17 protein-coding genes and 5 pseudogenes are annotated in these 17,216 nt (G+C 44.6%); 4 read left to right on the top strand and 18 right to left on the bottom strand.

Annotation, left to right across the window (positions count from 1 at the left end):
* Nucleotides 1-152: 152 nt before the first annotated feature.
* Nucleotides 153-1,079 (top strand): glutathione S-transferase C-terminal domain-containing protein, encoded by a 927-nt coding sequence (locus tag IV36_RS10955; protein WP_003688755.1) that lies wholly within the window; start codon nucleotides 153-155, stop codon nucleotides 1,077-1,079.
* A gap of 64 nt (nucleotides 1,080-1,143) precedes the next feature.
* Here IV36_RS10955 and IV36_RS10950 read toward each other — a convergent pair.
* The 3 genes and pseudogenes from IV36_RS10950 to IV36_RS10940 all read right to left on the bottom strand — a co-directional run.
* Nucleotides 1,144-1,554 (bottom strand): annotated as a pseudogene (locus IV36_RS10950) (IS30 family transposase); the annotation flags it as partial.
* A 50-nt stretch (nucleotides 1,555-1,604) separates the two neighbouring features.
* Nucleotides 1,605-2,483, bottom strand: coding sequence for an IS3 family transposase (locus IV36_RS10945; RefSeq protein ID WP_056992481.1), 879 nt, complete (start codon nucleotides 2,481-2,483; stop codon nucleotides 1,605-1,607).
* Between the two features lie 23 nt (nucleotides 2,484-2,506).
* Nucleotides 2,507-2,794 carry a transposase gene (locus IV36_RS10940; protein WP_003688751.1) on the bottom strand — a complete coding sequence of 96 codons (288 nt, stop codon included), beginning with the start codon at nucleotides 2,792-2,794 and terminating at the stop codon, nucleotides 2,507-2,509.
* A gap of 100 nt (nucleotides 2,795-2,894) precedes the next feature.
* On the opposite strand from IV36_RS10940, the pseudogene IV36_RS11975 reads away from it, so the two are divergent.
* Nucleotides 2,895-3,209 (top strand): annotated as a pseudogene (locus tag IV36_RS11975) (transposase); the annotation flags it as partial.
* Nucleotides 3,210-3,286: 77 nt separating this feature from the next.
* On the opposite strand, the gene IV36_RS12515 reads toward IV36_RS11975, so the two are convergent.
* The 7 genes and pseudogenes from IV36_RS12515 to IV36_RS10910 form a co-directional block, all read right to left on the bottom strand.
* Nucleotides 3,287-3,421 (bottom strand): hypothetical protein, encoded by a 135-nt coding sequence (locus tag IV36_RS12515; RefSeq protein ID WP_003645890.1) that lies wholly within the window; start codon nucleotides 3,419-3,421, stop codon nucleotides 3,287-3,289.
* A gap of 70 nt (nucleotides 3,422-3,491) precedes the next feature.
* Nucleotides 3,492-3,914: a dihydrodipicolinate synthase family protein gene (locus IV36_RS10930; protein ID WP_003688748.1), complete on the bottom strand. Its 423-nt coding sequence runs from the start codon at nucleotides 3,912-3,914 to the stop codon at nucleotides 3,492-3,494.
* Nucleotides 3,915-3,932: 18 nt separating this feature from the next.
* Nucleotides 3,933-4,016 (bottom strand): annotated as a pseudogene (locus tag IV36_RS12555) (PbsX family transcriptional regulator); the annotation flags it as partial.
* A gap of 55 nt (nucleotides 4,017-4,071) precedes the next feature.
* Nucleotides 4,072-4,368 (bottom strand): hypothetical protein, encoded by a 297-nt coding sequence (locus IV36_RS10920; protein ID WP_002817475.1) that lies wholly within the window; start codon nucleotides 4,366-4,368, stop codon nucleotides 4,072-4,074.
* Nucleotides 4,369-4,386: 18 nt separating this feature from the next.
* The gene (locus tag IV36_RS11970; protein ID WP_003688746.1) at nucleotides 4,387-4,551 is read right to left on the bottom strand and encodes a DUF2933 domain-containing protein; all 165 of its coding nucleotides are present in this window, start codon (nucleotides 4,549-4,551) and stop codon (nucleotides 4,387-4,389) included.
* A gap of 49 nt (nucleotides 4,552-4,600) precedes the next feature.
* On the bottom strand, nucleotides 4,601-6,847 hold the full coding sequence (locus IV36_RS10915; protein WP_010078397.1) for a heavy metal translocating P-type ATPase: 2,247 nt from the start codon (nucleotides 6,845-6,847) through the stop codon (nucleotides 4,601-4,603).
* A gap of 250 nt (nucleotides 6,848-7,097) precedes the next feature.
* Nucleotides 7,098-7,529 (bottom strand): CopY/TcrY family copper transport repressor, encoded by a 432-nt coding sequence (locus tag IV36_RS10910; protein ID WP_003688738.1) that lies wholly within the window; start codon nucleotides 7,527-7,529, stop codon nucleotides 7,098-7,100.
* Between the two features lie 434 nt (nucleotides 7,530-7,963).
* On the opposite strand from IV36_RS10910, the gene IV36_RS10905 reads away from it, so the two are divergent.
* Nucleotides 7,964-8,884 (top strand): IS30 family transposase, encoded by a 921-nt coding sequence (locus IV36_RS10905; RefSeq protein ID WP_156648666.1) that lies wholly within the window; start codon nucleotides 7,964-7,966, stop codon nucleotides 8,882-8,884.
* Between the two features lie 50 nt (nucleotides 8,885-8,934).
* Here IV36_RS10905 and IV36_RS10900 read toward each other — a convergent pair whose 3' ends face one another.
* The 6 genes and pseudogenes from IV36_RS10900 to IV36_RS10875 all read right to left on the bottom strand — a co-directional run bounded on the left by IV36_RS10900 (nucleotide 8,935) and on the right by IV36_RS10875 (nucleotide 14,602).
* Nucleotides 8,935-10,260 (bottom strand): dihydrolipoyl dehydrogenase family protein, encoded by a 1,326-nt coding sequence (locus IV36_RS10900; protein ID WP_003688734.1) that lies wholly within the window; start codon nucleotides 10,258-10,260, stop codon nucleotides 8,935-8,937.
* A gap of 5 nt (nucleotides 10,261-10,265) precedes the next feature.
* Nucleotides 10,266-11,225 (bottom strand): ABC transporter ATP-binding protein, encoded by a 960-nt coding sequence (locus IV36_RS10895; protein ID WP_003688732.1) that lies wholly within the window; start codon nucleotides 11,223-11,225, stop codon nucleotides 10,266-10,268.
* Nucleotides 11,225-12,757, bottom strand: coding sequence for an ABC transporter permease/substrate-binding protein (locus IV36_RS10890; RefSeq protein WP_003688730.1), 1,533 nt, complete (start codon nucleotides 12,755-12,757; stop codon nucleotides 11,225-11,227). Before IV36_RS10890 ends, IV36_RS10895 begins: the two co-directional genes overlap by 1 nt.
* Nucleotides 12,758-13,007: 250 nt before the next feature.
* Nucleotides 13,008-13,583 (bottom strand): annotated as a pseudogene (locus IV36_RS10885) (hypothetical protein); the annotation flags it as partial.
* 94 nt (nucleotides 13,584-13,677) lie between these two features.
* Nucleotides 13,678-14,238 (bottom strand): 5-formyltetrahydrofolate cyclo-ligase, encoded by a 561-nt coding sequence (locus IV36_RS10880; protein WP_003569255.1) that lies wholly within the window; start codon nucleotides 14,236-14,238, stop codon nucleotides 13,678-13,680.
* Nucleotides 14,239-14,245: 7 nt separating this feature from the next.
* Nucleotides 14,246-14,602 carry a DUF488 domain-containing protein gene (locus IV36_RS10875; protein ID WP_181387834.1) on the bottom strand — a complete coding sequence of 119 codons (357 nt, stop codon included), beginning with the start codon at nucleotides 14,600-14,602 and terminating at the stop codon, nucleotides 14,246-14,248.
* A 203-nt stretch (nucleotides 14,603-14,805) separates the two neighbouring features.
* Between IV36_RS10875 and IV36_RS10870 the strand changes: the two are divergent.
* Nucleotides 14,806-15,180 (top strand): annotated as a pseudogene (locus tag IV36_RS10870) (CorA family divalent cation transporter); the annotation flags it as partial.
* Here the strand turns inward: IV36_RS10870 and IV36_RS11960 are convergent.
* Together IV36_RS11960 and IV36_RS10865 are read right to left on the bottom strand one after the other, a co-directional pair.
* Nucleotides 15,125-15,472, bottom strand: a complete 348-nt coding sequence (locus IV36_RS11960) for a hypothetical protein (protein WP_076621455.1) — start codon at nucleotides 15,470-15,472, stop codon at nucleotides 15,125-15,127. The pseudogene IV36_RS10870 and the gene IV36_RS11960 overlap by 56 nt on opposite strands.
* An 84-nt stretch (nucleotides 15,473-15,556) precedes the next feature.
* Nucleotides 15,557-17,216, bottom strand: a 1,660-nt coding sequence (locus IV36_RS10865; protein ID WP_082623765.1) for a MobA/MobL family protein, incomplete at its 5' end; no start/stop codon positions are given.

Genomic DNA, 17,216 nt, shown 5'->3' with positions numbered 1-17,216 from the left:
TGGCGGCCCGATGAACTTGTTTAAAGTCACTGATCACGGCCTTGCGGTCTTTTACGCTCTCAAAAAAATAGCTAATTCTTAAATGCTGAGCAACAAATACCCAATTAAATCAGCAACGTTTTATAATCAAAATATCAGTGGGAGGTAAAATTATGACAGAAAATTTAACATGTGAATTTCAGCCCAAGCAACCAACGACCGTTACGCAATCAACCGTAACAATTGATAAACGTTTTTCAACCAATGAGCTACCAGTTGAAGCTGGTCGCTATCGCTTGATCCTTGGCAGGTTTTGTCCCTGGGCAACTCAAGTAGCGATTGAAATTGATTACTTAGGATTAGATCAAGTAATTTCCAAGGGTGTCATTTATCCTTTGCGCCGCAATGGAATCCAAACTGATTGGTGGTTTGGTGAACGTGATGATTTCGCAGATCCAGTCCTAAAAACAACGCGTCTATCGCAAAATTATCAGAAAGCTCTGCCGAGTTTTGAGGGCCGTTCTAGCGTTCCAGCGTTAGTTGATATTAAAACTGGGAAAGTCGTCAATAATGTTACCAATACGCTTTTAGATGAATTGGCTTTGAAATGGGGACGTTATGCCAATGAGAAGCAGATCGAATTTTTCCCGCAAACTCGGATTGGTGAATTCAAAACTGCAGCAGCTGATATTTTAGAAAACATCAATCGTTTGCCTGGGAAAATTACAACCGTTAAATCACAAGCTGAGTATGAAAAATTAGTGCAGATTTTTTTTGATCATTTAGCTAAATTTGACCAGGTTTTGCGGCAGCAAAAATACTTGTGGGGTGATAAGCTAACGCAATTAGATGTTCGGCTGTACGTCACTTTGCTAAGGTTTGATTTAGTTTATTATTATCAAAATAAATTAAGCTTGCACCGATTAACAGATTACCCGGCACTTTGGGCTTATGCAAAGCGCTTGGCCCAGATTCCAGCGTTTAAGAACTATACAGATTTTGAAGACATTAAAAAGCACTTCTATCAGCAAGATGATCGGCCGATTACAACCTTTGAGCGAGTGATTCCATTACTAGATGAACAGAAGTGGTTAAGTTAATTTGAAAAAAGGCTTGACAGATTTTTTTGAAAGAGGCAGATTGCAAGAAATAACTTGAACGAATTTAGTGACGTAGATTAAGCAAGAAGATCTCGATTGGTGTGTGCCAGTTAAGACATTTAAGTGGTCGGGAATTCAGATACCAATTGATTTGAACCAGCTGGCGATCGCTCAGCTCTTCAATGGCTTGTCCCTTGGGAATAAACCGTCGCAAAACTCGGTTACGGTTTTCATTACTACCGCGTTCATGTGGTGAATAAGCATGGGCAAAATAAACCTGAGTACCTGTTAGCTGTTCAATTGTTTGATAGTTAGCGAACTCTTTACCATGATCCACGGTAAGCGTCTTGAGCTTGTCTTGAAGTTGACTAGCTAGTTCAAGTACGGATTGAGTCATGGACTGACTGTCGCGACCATGGAGCCGTTTAACAATTATCAGGCGACTCTTACGTTCCACAAAAGTGGCCACAGCTTGACTGGTCCCCTGTCAATAAAATAGACAATTTAAATAGAGACTTTTTTGTCCTATGCCACGACTAAATTTTGAATTTGAGTTTGATACTCATCTTCAAGTTGCTTTGGTGATTTGAATCCACAGTGACTGTGAATTCTAACTGTGTTGTAAAACGTTTCAATGTACTGAAAAACTAGTCGTTTAGCTTCGGAGTATGAATGGATTTTAAACCGATTTATCCATTCACGCTTAATCAAGGCATGAAACGACTCAATGCAGGCATTATCCCAAGGATAAGCTTTCTTTGAATAGCTTAATGTCATGTTAGCTGTAACTTGATTGTAAGCTTCAGACGTAAACTGACTACCACGATCACTGTGCATGATTAATGGCTTGCTAATATGGCGACTGTGCTTAGTCTTTTCAATAAGTGGGATGACATTCGATACCTCCAAGGTTTCAGATAAGTCCCAACCAATGATCCGTCGGGAGTACAAGTCCATAATACTGGTTAAATAAACGAATCCGTCATGAACTGGAATATAAGTAGTGTCAATGCACCAAACGGCGTTTGGTCGCAATGGATTGAACTGCTCGTCTAAAATATTTATTAGCTGTTTATCAAACTTAGAATTGCGAGTGGTAGTCGTCCAAGGGGTTAGGTAAACGGCGTGAATGCCAAGTTCATGCATATACTTACCAACAGTTCGTTCAGCGATCTTATATCCTTTTGAGCGAAGTTCTTGGGTGATTTTGCCGGCACCGTAAATACAAAGGCTTTTGTGCCAAATTGCTTTAATTTCACCTTGAATAAACTTCTTCCGAAGCTTTCGCGGTGATTGGTGATTATGACGCTTTTCTCGTTGATAGTAACCACTTCTTGAGATTCCAACATAATCACACATACCATTGATGGAAGGGTGGGATTCCAAAGCGTGCTGAACGTCCATTTCTTGGTATACCTTTTCGGTAGTTACTTGCTCAGAATCCCGATTGATTTTTTTAATACTTCGATCGCTCCTTCAGCGTCACGAAGTTGACGCTTTAGTCGTGCAATCTCCTTGTCCTTATCGCTGGCAAAATTACCGGAGCCACGGCCAAACTCCCCAGTCTCAGTAAATAGCTTAATCCATTTATGTAATGTACTAGCCCCAATACCTAGATTCTTACTTATTTCATTCATGGTCATGTGATCCTTGTTATCTAAGTAATACTGAACGGCCTGTTCCTTAAATTCCTTGTCATAACTGTGCTTCGTCATTATTTGATCCTCCAATTTACTTCCTTAATTATACTAAATCAGAGTCTCTATTTAACTTGTACACTTTTTATTCTAGGCCCAGCCAAATCGAATACCGGTGTTAGATTATCGGACGACTGTCCATACTGACCAAGGATTTCAGTATCAGCATCGCCACTGGCAAAACACGCTTAAAGAGCACCATGTATTTCAGAGTATGTCACGTAAAGCCACTTGTCTCGACAACGCCGCCATGGAGTCGTTTTTTCACATTATGAAAGTCGAGGTTATGGATGAACATTTTGAGACCAAAACAGCGCTTATCGAAGCTATGAACGAATGGATAGACTTCTACAATCATCGGCGCATCAAAACAAAACTGGACGGCAAGTCCCCGGTAAAATACCGGGAACTTACCGTCCAGAAAGCAGCTTAATAAAGTTGTCCAATTTTAAGGGTTCACTTTATCAAGCCGTGCCTTGAAAGTCTTTTTTGATTATCCCAATGAGAACTTTAATCGTGATGGCGTGAACGTGTCCCTAAAAAGTAAGCACCAACGGCTAACAGAATCAGTAAGCTGATAATGCCCAAGCCGCCACCCATCCACATAAAGGGCATACCGCCAGTAAAAGCCCAACCGCACATCATGGTCACCACTTTCCTAATTATTTTAGTTTCAGTATACGCGCTTTTGCCAGGTACTACCAACCGTTCTGCATTATTTTAAGCTGTTGAGTAGTTGACTTTGTTCATTGGTGGTTAACGGTAAAATTGGTAGGCGCGTGCTTCCGACTAACCAGTGTTGGGCGTTCAGCGCCGCTTTGACGGGTGCCGGTGAGGGTTGTGTGAATAGTGCTGCCATCTTCGGCATTAAACGTCGTTGAATTTGCCCTGCTTGGGTGATATCGCCGTGGTTCAAGGCGCGGCGCATCGTCGCCATTTCATTTCCAAATAAATGACTCGCCACTGAAATCGTTCCCTGACCACCCAAGACGAGGGTGGTCAAGCTCTGAGCATCTTCGCCCGTGTAAACGAGAAAATCTTTAGGCGCCTTTTCAACAATTGCGGCCAATTCTTCATCGGAACCACATTGTTTGATTCCAATTCTGTTCATGACCACGGCTTGGATTAAAGTTAACATAAAATATATCACCTTGGCTTACCATTGAAGTTCATTACCTTCTGACTTTCCCCAATCAAGCTCGTGATCCCTTTTCCCGTCATCTTGCCAATGACTGGCTAACCTCATTCTACAATTCGCCATATAAAAAAGAGTGCCATGTGACACTCTTTTTGAGCTATTTAATATCAACAACACCGACAAATTCAACATCATCAATTGCAGTTAAGTAAAAACTATCAGTTGGTCCAAGTATTGCAAGTTGACCATTTTTGATTGTACATTCTTGATCTGGTGTGGTCAGTTTCACCGTCCCTTTTAAGGGAATGAGAACTATATTTCCAGGTACAGGGTGAAATTCTCCGTTGTTTGTCACTGTATTTTTCTTTAGTATACGATGACCAACCCGTCTTTGACCATTTTCGTAAAGGTGTTCATGGACCTCATCACCGCGACTACCAGTTAATATTTTCATATAATATATACCCCCAAGTTAATTGACTTTTTTACGTGGCTTTTCAGTATTATTGGAATTTTGTTGAGTGTTGTTTCCACAGCCGCCCATACTACCAGAGCCACCGTGCATACCCTTGTGCATAAATAGCATCATGAGTGGGTGTGCTAGAAGAAAAAGGGCTATCAGAATCCATTGTGACATAGTTTCACTTCCTTTTGCTTTGTTTCTATAATAAGTATACATCACTTAATTACACGTTTTTAATCTTTTCACCAGTCAATCCCATCGCATTAATTGCCACGATAATTGTCGACATCGCCATGACCGCAGCACCAACGGCTGGGTCTAGAATGATTCCAATAAATGACAACACACCGGCAGCGAGTGGAATTGCGACAATATTGTAGCCTGCTCCCCACCAGAGATTTTGAACCATTTTCCGATTTGTGATTTTAGCCAAATCAAGAAAATGTAAAATATCGCTGGGTTCTGATTTAACCAACACAACATCAGCGGAATCAATGGCAACATCGGTTCCGGCGCCAATTGCAATTCCAATATCGGCCGCGGCAAGACTTGGTGCGTCATTTACGCCGTCACCAACCATGATGACGTGATTGCCCTTTGCTTGATAATCAGCAATAATCTTTTGCTTATCATCTGGTAATAGGCCTGCATGGAATTCAGTCAATCCTAGTAAGTTAGCAACGTGTTCCGCGGCTTTTGGATTATCGCCAGTGAGCATTACGGGGGTAATTCCTCGCCTCTGAAGACCACTAATTAATTCCCTAGCACCCGCTTTGATGGTGTCGCCTTCAGCAACCATTCCTTGAACTTGGGTGCCCTGCAATAGGAAGCTGACGGAATTACCCTTAGCAGCCCATTTATCAGCAGCGGCCTCGTCAAACCTGATCCCTTGCTTCGTTAAATAGTTACCATTAGCAATCGTATAGTCAGTGCCATCAACATTACCGGAAATACCAACGCCCGGAATATTTTGAGACTTTTCAGCCGCAACGACTTCAATGTCCTTCGCTTGGGCTTCAGTAATGATTGCTTGGGCCAGCGGATGAGTCGAATTATTTTCAAGGGCGGCCAGTCGGCTTAATAACGTTGTTTCGTCAATCCCATCATTTGGAATCAATGCATTCACCGTAAATTTACCTTCTGTTAACGTGCCAGTTTTATCCAAGAGAACGTGGCTAACATGTTGACTTGCTTCAATGGCTTGGCGATTTCGAACTAATAGCCCATTTTGAGCGCCAATCGTAGTAGAACGAGAAACCACTAATGGAATCGCTAATCCTAATGCATGCGGGCAAGCAATCACGAAGACGGTCACCATGATCGTCATTGCAGTCGCCAATCCCTGGGGTAACCAGGCAAAGAAAGCAATAATCCCAACACCAAGTGCCGCGTAAAATAGATACTTGGCAACTAAATCAGCTTTATCTTCTGCTTTAGATTTAGCTTGCTGGGCATTTTGAACCATTTTCATTACTTGAGAAAGATAGCCGGAGTCACCAGTACCACTAATTTTAACCGTTAGCGTCCCGTTATTATTGGTTGCACCACCAATGACCTTATCGCCAACGTTCTTGGTAACGGCAGCAGATTCACCGGTTACCAGTGCTTCATTCACGGTCGACTCCCCAGCCGTAATAACACCATCGGCTGGAATACTCTCACCTGAACGCACTTGGAAAGCTTGACCAACTTTTAAATCAGATACTGGCACTTCTTTTGTTTCACCATTATCTGTAACTAGATGGGCCGTCTTAGGCAACAGGGCCGCCATCTTTTGTAAGGCATCCCCAGCCCCCATCAATGCATTCATTTCAATCCAGTGTCCTAGAAGCATAATTAAAATCAGGGTTGCAAGTTCGAACGAAAAATTCATTACATGATTTGCCGGGTTCAAGAAGTTGTTGGCAATAAATGCGTACAAACTGTAGAAATACGAAACGGAAATTCCAAGGGTTACTAGCGTCATCATTTCAGGAGATTTATCCTGAATTTCCGCTTTAGCCCCCTTTAAAAATGGCATTCCGCCATAAAAGTAAAGTGCTGTATCAAACAAAACGATGATAATGCCAACAATTAGCGGTGAACTGAAACTAAGGATGGAAACGTTTAAACCCATGATTGGTGCTAACAGTAAAACTGGAATCGCTAAGACAACGGAGACCCAAAATTTAACTTTCAAATTCCCCATATGCATCATTGAGCCACCGTGCATCATCATGTCGGTCCCAGCCATATCCATATCACCGTGATTCATCCCACTCATATTCATAGTTTCGTGATTCATGTTCATTTGACCATGATCCATTTCGGCCATATCGTGGTCCATGTTCATTTGATTATGATCCGTTTCGGTCATATCGTGATCCATTTTCATGTCATCATGATCCATATGACTCATATTTGATTCATTATTTTCCATATTCTTAGCACTCATGTTTTTCATGTTCATATGGTCCTCTTTATTTGCCATGATTATCGACCCCCTAAAAATAAGTGTGCGTAGCAAAGCGGTTAGAAGCCGGAACATAAGTTCCTTGTGTGGAAATCCCCGGGCTCGGGATTTTTCCACCAGGTTCTTATATTTAGGCTTCTGCTTTGCGGAGCACCATGCCACTATATGAATGAGAATTACGACAAAAATTCATAAATTTCCGCCATCTGAAATCCCAGATTCTGGATTTTTGTGCAGCAATCCTAAAAGTAGACAGAACACCACAGTCTTAACACGTTTGATCACCTGGCAAGCAGTTACACTGAACTTCCTCGGGCGCTGTTTTGGCCTTTTCAGCTAGAATCGCCTGTAAGTTCGCAATATCCGCCCGTGAGAGTTCCCTTGACTGAATAACGCCGGCAATTGTTGAACCAGCCCGCATCGCACACATATGGTCAAACAAATCATCTGCCGCTGCCGCCATTGATTCCTTCTCGCCAACAACCGGCTTATACGTGAATGGTCGACTGCCGCCATGCTGCGCAACCGCCTGTTTTTGAATCAACCTGTGAAGTAGCGTTTTGGTTGTTGAAGCTGACCAGCCTTCTAATTCGTTCATAGCATCGATTAGTTCACGACTAGTCGCATGTCCCATTGTCCAAATTGCTCTCATAACCATCCATTCAGAATCGGTGATGGTTACATTCTTTGCATCCTGCAATTGGCTTCCTCCATTAATTGAATTCTAAGTTTACGTTTGTAGCCTCTTAACACTTATTAGTTTACAACTGTAGTCACAATAATGCAACCTTTCTGCCAGAAAATACCATGACATTAAAAAAACGCCTAGATAATATTCCAGGCGTGGTTTGATACGATATGTTAAATTAATGATCTGGGAATTTTTGGTTTTCTTGTTAGTATGGTGAAATGCCTCTTAGAACCTGTCTAGTATCTGCTGAATCTGGTAGAATTGTGGAAAACCGACTGAGGAGTTTGTCATGCCAGATTATCCAAGCAATATTTCTCGAGCGCAATTTGCGTTCCTAGATTGCATAATTAAAGTTACCACCCAGAAAATGTGAAAAAAGACCTGTCCGTTCTTGCTAAAATGGTGTTTGCATAACATACCATCTAGAGAGAAGGACAGGTCCCATGGCCATTATAACCTTAATTGAACGATCTCAGATAGAACTGATGCAACACCACACGATTCAATACATCGCCGCGACCTTAGGCCGCTCTCGTATTTCTATTAGGCATGAGCTTCACCGTTGCCCTGAAGGTGATTACTGCGCCATTATAGCTCAGGATCATGCCGGTACTTGTCGGCATCGTTGTGGTCGGCACTCGATTTTAACGCCTAAGTTGAAGCGGATGGTAACTGAGAAGCTAAACCTAGGTTGGTCCCCTGAAATGGTCGGTTATGCCGTTCACTGTGCGCCACACACGATTTACCACTGGATTTATCAAAGACAAGTCGATTTTCAGCCAAGCCAACTCTTTGATCACGGTAAACGTCATAAAAGAAGACAAGACCTTCGGTCGCGCTATAACCAAGCAGTAGGCACCTCAATTGAGATTCGCAGTGAGTCAGCTAATCGGCCAACCGAAAAAGGACATTTAGAGATGGATACAGTTCGCGGTGGTCGCGGGTCAAAGGCTGCTGTTTTGACCATTGTCGATCGGGTGACACGTTTAATGGCGACAACTAAGCTTGAAAACTTATCACAAAATGCTGTTCTCAAGGGATTTGCAAGACTGATGGTGGACTTTCCGGGTCCGGTTCGATCAGTGACGGTTGATCACGGTAAAGAGTTTTCCTGCGATCAGGCGCTTACAAAGCGCTATCGGATACCGGTTTACTTTTGCCACGCCTATCACCCGAATGAACGGGGCACAAATGAACGGTTCAATCGAGAACTTCGCTACTATTTCCCGAAGGGAACACAGTTTGATCAGGTTTCAGAGACCGATATTCAACAAGCCACAGCGCTTATCAATAACAAACCTAGAAAATGTCTCCGTTGGCAAACCCCAGTTCAAGCAGTGAGCAAGCCTCTTTCTAGGTGGTAACTTTATTATTGCAATCTAGGACATACCAATTAAGGTCATATCATCCCATATCAAAAGAGATACTGCAAATCACTCTGCGCACTTGGATAAGCATAGATCTTGTTTAAATCACTCGGCTTTTCACCAGCATCAATGGCCGCTGCGAAGGTATTGATCAAGTCCTCAGCCAAGCTGGCTAAGACGACAGCACCGGCAAGTCGGCCGGTCTTTTTGTCGACAATGGTCCAAACTTGTGCGTCAGGATCCTGAATTCGATTATAGGTGTACCAGTGGGTTGTCCCGTTGTGCTTGACGGTGTATTGATCAGGTGCTGCTTCCGCCGTCTCCAGTGACACACCGACTTTGGCTAACTCAGTCGGACCAAAAACAATGTTTGGAATAGCTGGATAGGTGATCGGGGTCGGATCGCCTAAAATCTGCTCGGCAACATAGCTGCCTTCGAAGCCGGCCACCGGTGTTAATTTAGGCTGTGGCTTCAAATTGACATCGCCGATTGCATAAATCGTCTCAACTGCGGTGCGAAGATGGTCGTCAACCGGAATACCACGCGTATCAGCCTTAATACCAGCATTGGCTAGCCCGAGGTCGGCAACATTGGCGATACGACCCATGGCAGTGATTGCCATGTCAACATTCAAATCGAAGTTATCAGCATGTAGATGGGTCATGGTACCTAAGGGCGTGATTTTAGTCAGTTTGACGTTAGGATGAAAATGAATCCCGGTCTTGGCAAGCAATGGTTTTAAAGCTTCGGTAGCGACTTTTGGGAATGCCCGTAACAACCGATCAGAATGACCGATGATATGCACCTCTGCGCCAGCCGCTGCAGCAATGTTGACCAGTTCGACACTGACATAACCGGCTCCGATGAAGGCAATGCTGGTTGGTAACTGATCAAGGTCCAGAAAATCCCGACTCGTTTTAAGCAGATTGGCCCCTGGAATGTCCGGATAACGAGGCGTGTGCCCAGTCGCGATCACAATATGTTCACCGGTCACGTTTTGGGAGCCAACTTTGACAGCATGTTCACCTAAAAGCTGAGCATGACCATACAACGTCGTGATCCCAGCATGAGTCAGGCCATTCAATGTGCCAGCAGGTACGCCCGTTGTGTAACTGCGCTTGAATGCCATTAAGGATGGCCAGTCAATCTTCGCCGTCCCGCTGATCCCAAAGCCATTCATGCGCAAGGCAGCATTTTTAACTTCGACACCGCGATACAGCATTTTTTTCGGATCGCAGCCATAGTTGGGACAGGTGCCGCCCCACAAATCGTTTTCAACGACTAATACTTTTTGCTTTGCTGCTAAACCGTAAGCTGCTGCTAAGCCGCCTGGGCCGCCACCAATCACAATCGTTCCATAATCATAAGCCATCACGATCACTCCTTCGTCTCTGTGTTCTGATCGACAAATGCACTTGCGAGATAGGCGACAACACTATGGGTATTGACCACAAACGCACCATGTTCACTATTCACGTGCAACGCCTCATGCGCATCTAAAAGCGGCAACGCCTCGGCCAGCGTCAAGTTGCCGCCAACCGCATGCCGGGCCGACACATCCGCTGCAAATGGTGCTAACTGACTGAGCGTGACCTGCAGACCCTGATTGGCTTGCGCTCCCTTGAACAAATCCGCCACGAAATCATTAGCTGGATTAGTCGCAATTTTTTCCGGCGTATCAACCTGCAAGAGTTTGCCACCGCGCATCACGCCGATCCGATCACCAAGTTTCATCGCTTCAGCCATATCGTGGGTCACAAAAATGACAGTGTTCTTCAAGGCACGATGTAAATGCAGCAGCATATCCTGAAGCTGAGTGCGGGAAATCGGATCTAATGCTGAGAACGGTTCGTCCATCAAGACCACCTTAGGCCGTGATGCTAAGGCCCGCAAAATACCGATGCGTTGCTGCTGCCCGCCGGATAATTCGCTTGGCATGCGATTGCGGTACTCGGCTGGCGGCAAATCAACTGTTGTGAGTAACTCGTCTGTTGCCGTCCGAATTTTTTGGCGCGACCAGCCCTTCATTTCGGGGATCACGGCAATGTTTTGCGCCACTGTCATGGTTGGAAACAAGGCGATCTGCTGCAGGACATACCCCAGATCCCACCGCAAGTCGCGCATTTTGTAACTGGTGAGCGGTTTGTCGGCAAATTCGATGACGCCGCTCGTTGGATCAACCAAACGATTGATCATTTTCAGCGTCGTGGTTTTGCCGCTGCCGGAGGTGCCGACTAGCACAAACAACTCCCCTTGATCGACCTTCAGGCTAAGATCGTTGACCACGGGCTTGCCGTCATATTCCTTTGTGACGTGTTCAAGACTGATCAATGCCATCAGCGCACCTCCTTCAGCAAGCCATGCTGAACCAAATAGCGGTGAGCCACAGTTGCGGCCTTTTCGTTCTTAACACTCACGGCATAATTCATGGTCTGCATCTGTTTTTCCGTAATTTGACCAGCCAACTTGTTCAATGCAGCTACAAGTTGCGGGTGTTTTTCGGCAAAGGCCGTTCGCATCAATGGTGCACCGCGATAAATCGGAAACAACCCCTTATCATCTTGCAACGCCACCAGATGATATTGCCGCAATTGCGCATCAGTCGTATACCCATCGGTCAAATTGATCTGCCCGCGATCTAAAGCTTGGTAACGCAAGGAAGCATCCATTGAATCCACCTTAAACTGCAAGCCGTATTTTGATTGGATGCCCTTATACCCATCTTGCCGGTCAATGAACTCTAAATCAAATCCGGCGCGAATGGATGGTGCAATTTTGCCAAGATCGCTAATGGTATGCAGATCATAACGCTTGGCAAAACTTTCCTTAACGACTAAAGCATAGGTATTGTTATACGCCATCGGTTTGAGATAGCTCAGGCCTTGTTTAGCAAGCAGTTTCTTTGCAAGTGGATAATTATCTTTACCAGCCGTCACCTGTTGTTGCTGAGCGGCAGATGGTTTCGTCAAACTTGCCAGAACCGTCCCGGAAAACTCAGGGTATATGTCGATCTTATCGGTTCTCAACGCATTGTACAAGAAGCTCGTCTGTCCAAAGTTCGATTTCAACGTGACCCCGACATCAGGATCAGCTTTTTGAATGAGTTCTTTGTACATATTGATCAAAATATCCGGTTCACTGCCTAGTTTTCCCGCAATCGTGATAGTTTCCTTTGGTGCGGTCACATAAGTGTATACTTGGCTGCCAACCATACCAAAGATGGCAACCGCCACAACCCCGACGCTGACCTTCCAACTCACTTTTTGCATGACATTTAAGAGCCACGAAAAGACAATCGCCAATAGCGCTGCTGCCAAAGCACCCATTAACGTTAACGCCGCATCATTTCGATCAATACCTAGCAAAATGAACGTACCTAAGCCACCGGCGCCGATCAAAGCTGCCAGCGTCGCGGTTCCAATAATCATGACCATTGCCGTCCGGACACCCGACAAGATAACCGGTAAGGCGATGGGCAATTCAACTTTGAACAACTTCCGCAATCGACTCATGCCAAACGCATCGGCTGCTTCTTCATAGGAAGGATCAATATCGCGTAAACCGATATATGTATTTTGAAAAATCGGCAATAAAGCATACACCACTAAAGCAATAATCGCTGGCAGTGTCCCGATACCCACAAACGGAATCAACAACCCTAACAAGGCCAACGAAGGAATGGTTTGCAAAACACCAGTCACTTGCAGCAGCACTGCCGCGGTTTTGTGATGCGTCTGGACCCAAACGGCCAATGGAATCGCAATCACAACGGCGATCATCAAGGCAATTAAGGATATTTCGATATGTTGCCCCAAGGCACTAAGCAACTCGCCGTGCCGTTCAGAAATTGTCCGCCACAAATCAGCCATGTTATGCCTCCAATTGAATGTGATATGAGTAAGTGTAACACCAAGTTTTCACGTGCAACAAGATAAGGTGTGTTATATTCTGGCAAGTTCATCTTTCTTCTGGGAGCTGGTGAAATAACGGTAGTTCGCGTTAACTTCGCAGGCGCCTGCCACTGTCTTAAACGCTTCAAGAGGCAGTGCCATGGGCAATCTAGCTCGAATACTAGGATAGAAAGCAGAGAGTTGGCGGAGCGGCGATGGGCTCAGTGGTGAGATTGGCCTCAACATAGCGATAACTGTGCGGTGTTTTGTTTTTCAGCGTAATCGTGTTGTTCAACTCGGATGTGAGCGTCTTGGCGTAGCTTCGAACAGTGCCGGTCGCGCCATCGACTGAATACTGGCGAACGGCAGTCGGCTTATTGTTCTTGTACGTCGTCGCACTGGCATATTCATAAACATTAGCGTGTTCGGATGTCAATGTTAGTTTGCCATTTTTACGCTTAAAACTGCCGGTGTCGTTGACGACAAATGGATGCCCATGAGGATCGAGAATGAGCAGGCGAGTGTAGGCTTGGTCATCTGTCAGCTTAACATAGACGGTTAAGTCATGTTGATCGCGGTCTAGATCGATGACCGTGCCCGAAGCCTTATGAGTACCGCTGTTAAATGGGTGCGTGACGGCGACCGAAGATGAAACACTGCTGCTGGAAGATGTCACCGGGCCTTGAACTTTAGCACCGCGAAGAACGAGCCACATAAAAACAGCTACAAAAATAACCGCGGTACCAATACCGGTGAGCGTGAGATAAAGCGTTCGACGATTCTTGCGAATACGTTCACGTCGCATATTGTGCCCCCTGAAATAAGATGAAAAAGGTTTATTTTAATATAAGGAATGTCCAGTAGAAAGGCAATCTTTTACCAAATGCTTAGCCTAACCGTTACACAATGACATCCCCATTAGCAAGAATCAAGGTTTGAATTGGAACATCAAACGGCTCCACAGGCCAAGCCACTTGCGGAAACGCCATCACGGGTGGTACCAGTGTGATCGTGGTGCCGCGATAAGTTGTCAGGAAGCGATCATAATAGCCGCCACCAAAACCGATGCGGTACTTGTCAGCCAGCGAAAAGCCAATGCCAGGCACCAAAATGAGATCAGGGGCGGCATGAATCTGATCGGCTTGATAAGGCGGCTCCGGGATACCAAAAGCACTGGTGATCAGCTTGTCTTTGCCAGGATCAGGTAGGAAAACCATTTGCCGCTTGGGCATGACCCGTGGTAAGTAGACAGCTTTATTGGCGTCGTGGGCCGCCTGAATAATTGGCTCGGTTGGGACTTCAAACGGTCCGCTTACGGTAACACCGATGCTGTGAGCACGTTGCCACATAGGTGTTTGAACTAGTGCGGCCAAAAGCGCTGCACTGGCAGCCTGAGTCGCTTTCTGGGCGGCTTTCAGACGTTTTAACTGAAGCGGGCGAAATTCGGCTTTGCTTGGCATAGTGACCTCACTTTGTTTTGAGTAGTTCGCTTAGAGCAACGGCTTGGTTATGCGTTTCGTCCTTGGCACCATAGAGCATAATGACTGGCTCTTGTTCATGTTGCTTCAATGTTTTGATGAAGTCTGGCAGGTCAGGATTAGCTGCTAACTCAGCTAAGTACCGCTTCTTGAATTCAGGGTACTTTTCAGGGTCGTGACCAAACCACTTCCGCAACTCAGTGGACGGCGCAATGGTTTTGGCCCATAAATCCAAAGCAGCGTTAACTTTGCTGATGCCACGTGGCCAAACTCGGTCAACAAGGACACGGAATCCGGATGCTTGCGGTTTTTGGTAGATGCGTTCAAGTGTTACTTTCAAAATCATCACCTCACTGACTATTCTACCAGCCTTGGCAACTAGTGGCCGAAGGGGAGGATAGATACGTTATAATAAAAGAGAACGTGAACTGGCGCGTGTAGCAATCTGCGTATGAGCATTTTGGACGGGATTGGCATCGCGGACAAGGGTGCATACAGAACGGCCTCTGCGCCAGTAAACGCGCTTTAATACGGCCAAGAGGTGTTGAAATGATTACGCGTTATCAGATCCAGCCACGAGGAAATATGCAGGTAGCCACAGACGATCAGGCCAACTGGATTCGAGTTTCGGCGCCGTTGCCTCAAGAACTACAGACGCTGGCGACGACATACGGGCTGCCAGCAACCTATCTGGCGGCAGCAACCGATCAACATGAAAATGCACGAGTGGAAGGCTTAAATCCGGCAGATCAGGTACCAGGGTTGATTGTTTTGCGTTACCCGGTTGAAACGACTAGTGAAACGGGGTTTGATCAATACAATACGGTACCTATGACCATGATTCTACTGAATGATCGTGTGATCACGATTACCCACGATCCCTTACAAGCTTTCGATGATTTGGCTCAACAACTAGCTTTCCCCTAGCCCGCCCGGTAAAATGGATTGTTAGGAGGGTGACACCCAGAATCGTAACTTCTAGGTGCTGATCCTCGTTAGCACTACTATTGCTGACGAGGACGCCCTCTTTTTTTGATTGTTTCTTTATCCATTCAATGCCTTCCAATGAAATTAATTTAACTGTGCCGGTTTCCATTAAATATTCTTCGGGCATGCTATTTGGGTGCCGCCTTAACCATAAGCTTACATATGATCGGTCATGCCCTAGCTTGATAGCGGCTTGGGATAAACTAATCCATTCGTGTTGTCTTGCCACATGCAGGTAACTCCTTGCTTAAATAATTAACTAAATTATAGCACCATTTGAACACACTTGTGTACATTTGTTTTTACATTTACATTACAAGTGCATGCCCCCATCTTCATGCCGGTTTCGAGTTTGGTGTTGCCGTTGCTTTTTCGTCATTTCCCACTCAGTCTCCTTTAAACCTTGCGCCTGTTTTTGCCGTTGGTAATCTTCATCACGGGCATATAGGGCGGTCATGATTGCGTTACTAAAGGCCGTCTTTAAGTAATAGTCTGGACTAACTGGCTTGTAGTTCAGTGGTTGATAATGTCCGATATTTGCTTTTCGGCACTGGTCGTCCTTAGCTTGTTGCTCTTTTAACTGCTTTCGGATTTTTTCAATCTGGCTGGTTTTAATAGTTGGATCATCTTTACACTCACCAAGAAAAATTTGTTTCGTTCCGTCATGCTTTAAAACTCGTTGTAAATGATGATTTTCTAACTGATCTAAGCTCAGCTGCCCCGACAAATAAGCTAACCCTAATTGATGTTCTTGGGTACTGAAAACCCTCGGTGGGTTTTCTTGCCATTGTGCCATTGTTTCGACTTTTAATGGCTTTAAAGTTGGATCATAGTACATCACGGCTGTATAAGCCTGTTCTTGTCTAACTAGTGAAAGATCATCTAAATCACCATTAGGAAAGGCTCTTTTCAATACCTCATGGTATTGCGTTTGAATGACTTGCTTAACTGCTATGATTGTCCGTAGGTCTTTGACTGCTCTCGTAATCTTTTGCTGTTCTGCTGGTGAATACTTTTCTAGTAGTCCTTTATCGACGTGTTCTAGGCTTTCTAAGCTATCAGAGTGGATCATTAGCGTATATTTCAGATCGATTTTGGCCTCTTTTTCTTGTTGCATTAATAACTTAAAACCAACGTATGGCCGCTTGGTAAAGGTCAATAATTGCTGGGTCAATAAATCATCACGAATATTCATTAAACGTTCGTTTAATTCACTGCCTTTGAAAACTGTTTGCTCGCTTTCGGTTTCCTTAATTAATTCTCGTCTTTCAGCTTGTGTGGTCTGTTCAAAATTAAGCTCTGGATAAAGTTTTTTCGTAGTGCGATCAACTATTTTATTTAAGAGTTCATCTGCTTTTTTGAGTGAGCTTTCTTGTTGGTTAATTGTCAATAATTGTTTAGTCACATCTTCACCAACCGCATGTCTAATTAAGGTGCTGTTTTTCCAATTAAATAGCATGCGCCGTTTATCATCTAAGTTCTCCAAACTGATATAAGTTTTCAGCTCATGGCTTAACTCTTTAACTACCCGTTTTTCATTAAACGATAAGTGTTTACTTAGGCTATCTAAATGACCTCTATTGATTACTTTTTCTTGCTTGTTTTTATAACTGGCTTTGGCCTTGCGATAGTTCTTAACTTGTTGGTTAAATGCTTTTCTTTCATGCCGTTTGCTATTGATTCCCTCATGTTGCATTGGTGTGTCAACTATTCCCTGTTCCACAAATGATTTTTCGCTGATCCGATCGGGAATATTTTTTTGCTCCAAAGCCTGATTGACACTTGCCGCCCAATTGTGCCGCCATTGATTGATTTTTTCTTTTTTATCCCAATCAACTAACCACACCTTTCTTGATCTTGGGAAACGACTATTTCCTGTATAAGTCTTGTTCCCATTTTCGTCTAATATGTTTTCTCGTTTACTTTTCAATCCCCACGTTCCGTCTGGGTTAAATGGACGGTTAGTTAACATC

It is taken from the genome of Liquorilactobacillus mali, assembly GCF_001437155.1.
GTDB classification, from domain to species: domain Bacteria; phylum Bacillota; class Bacilli; order Lactobacillales; family Lactobacillaceae; genus Liquorilactobacillus; species Liquorilactobacillus mali_A.
The sequence above is the reverse complement of the archived record's forward strand: the minus strand, read 5'-3'. Positions and strand labels throughout refer to the sequence as shown.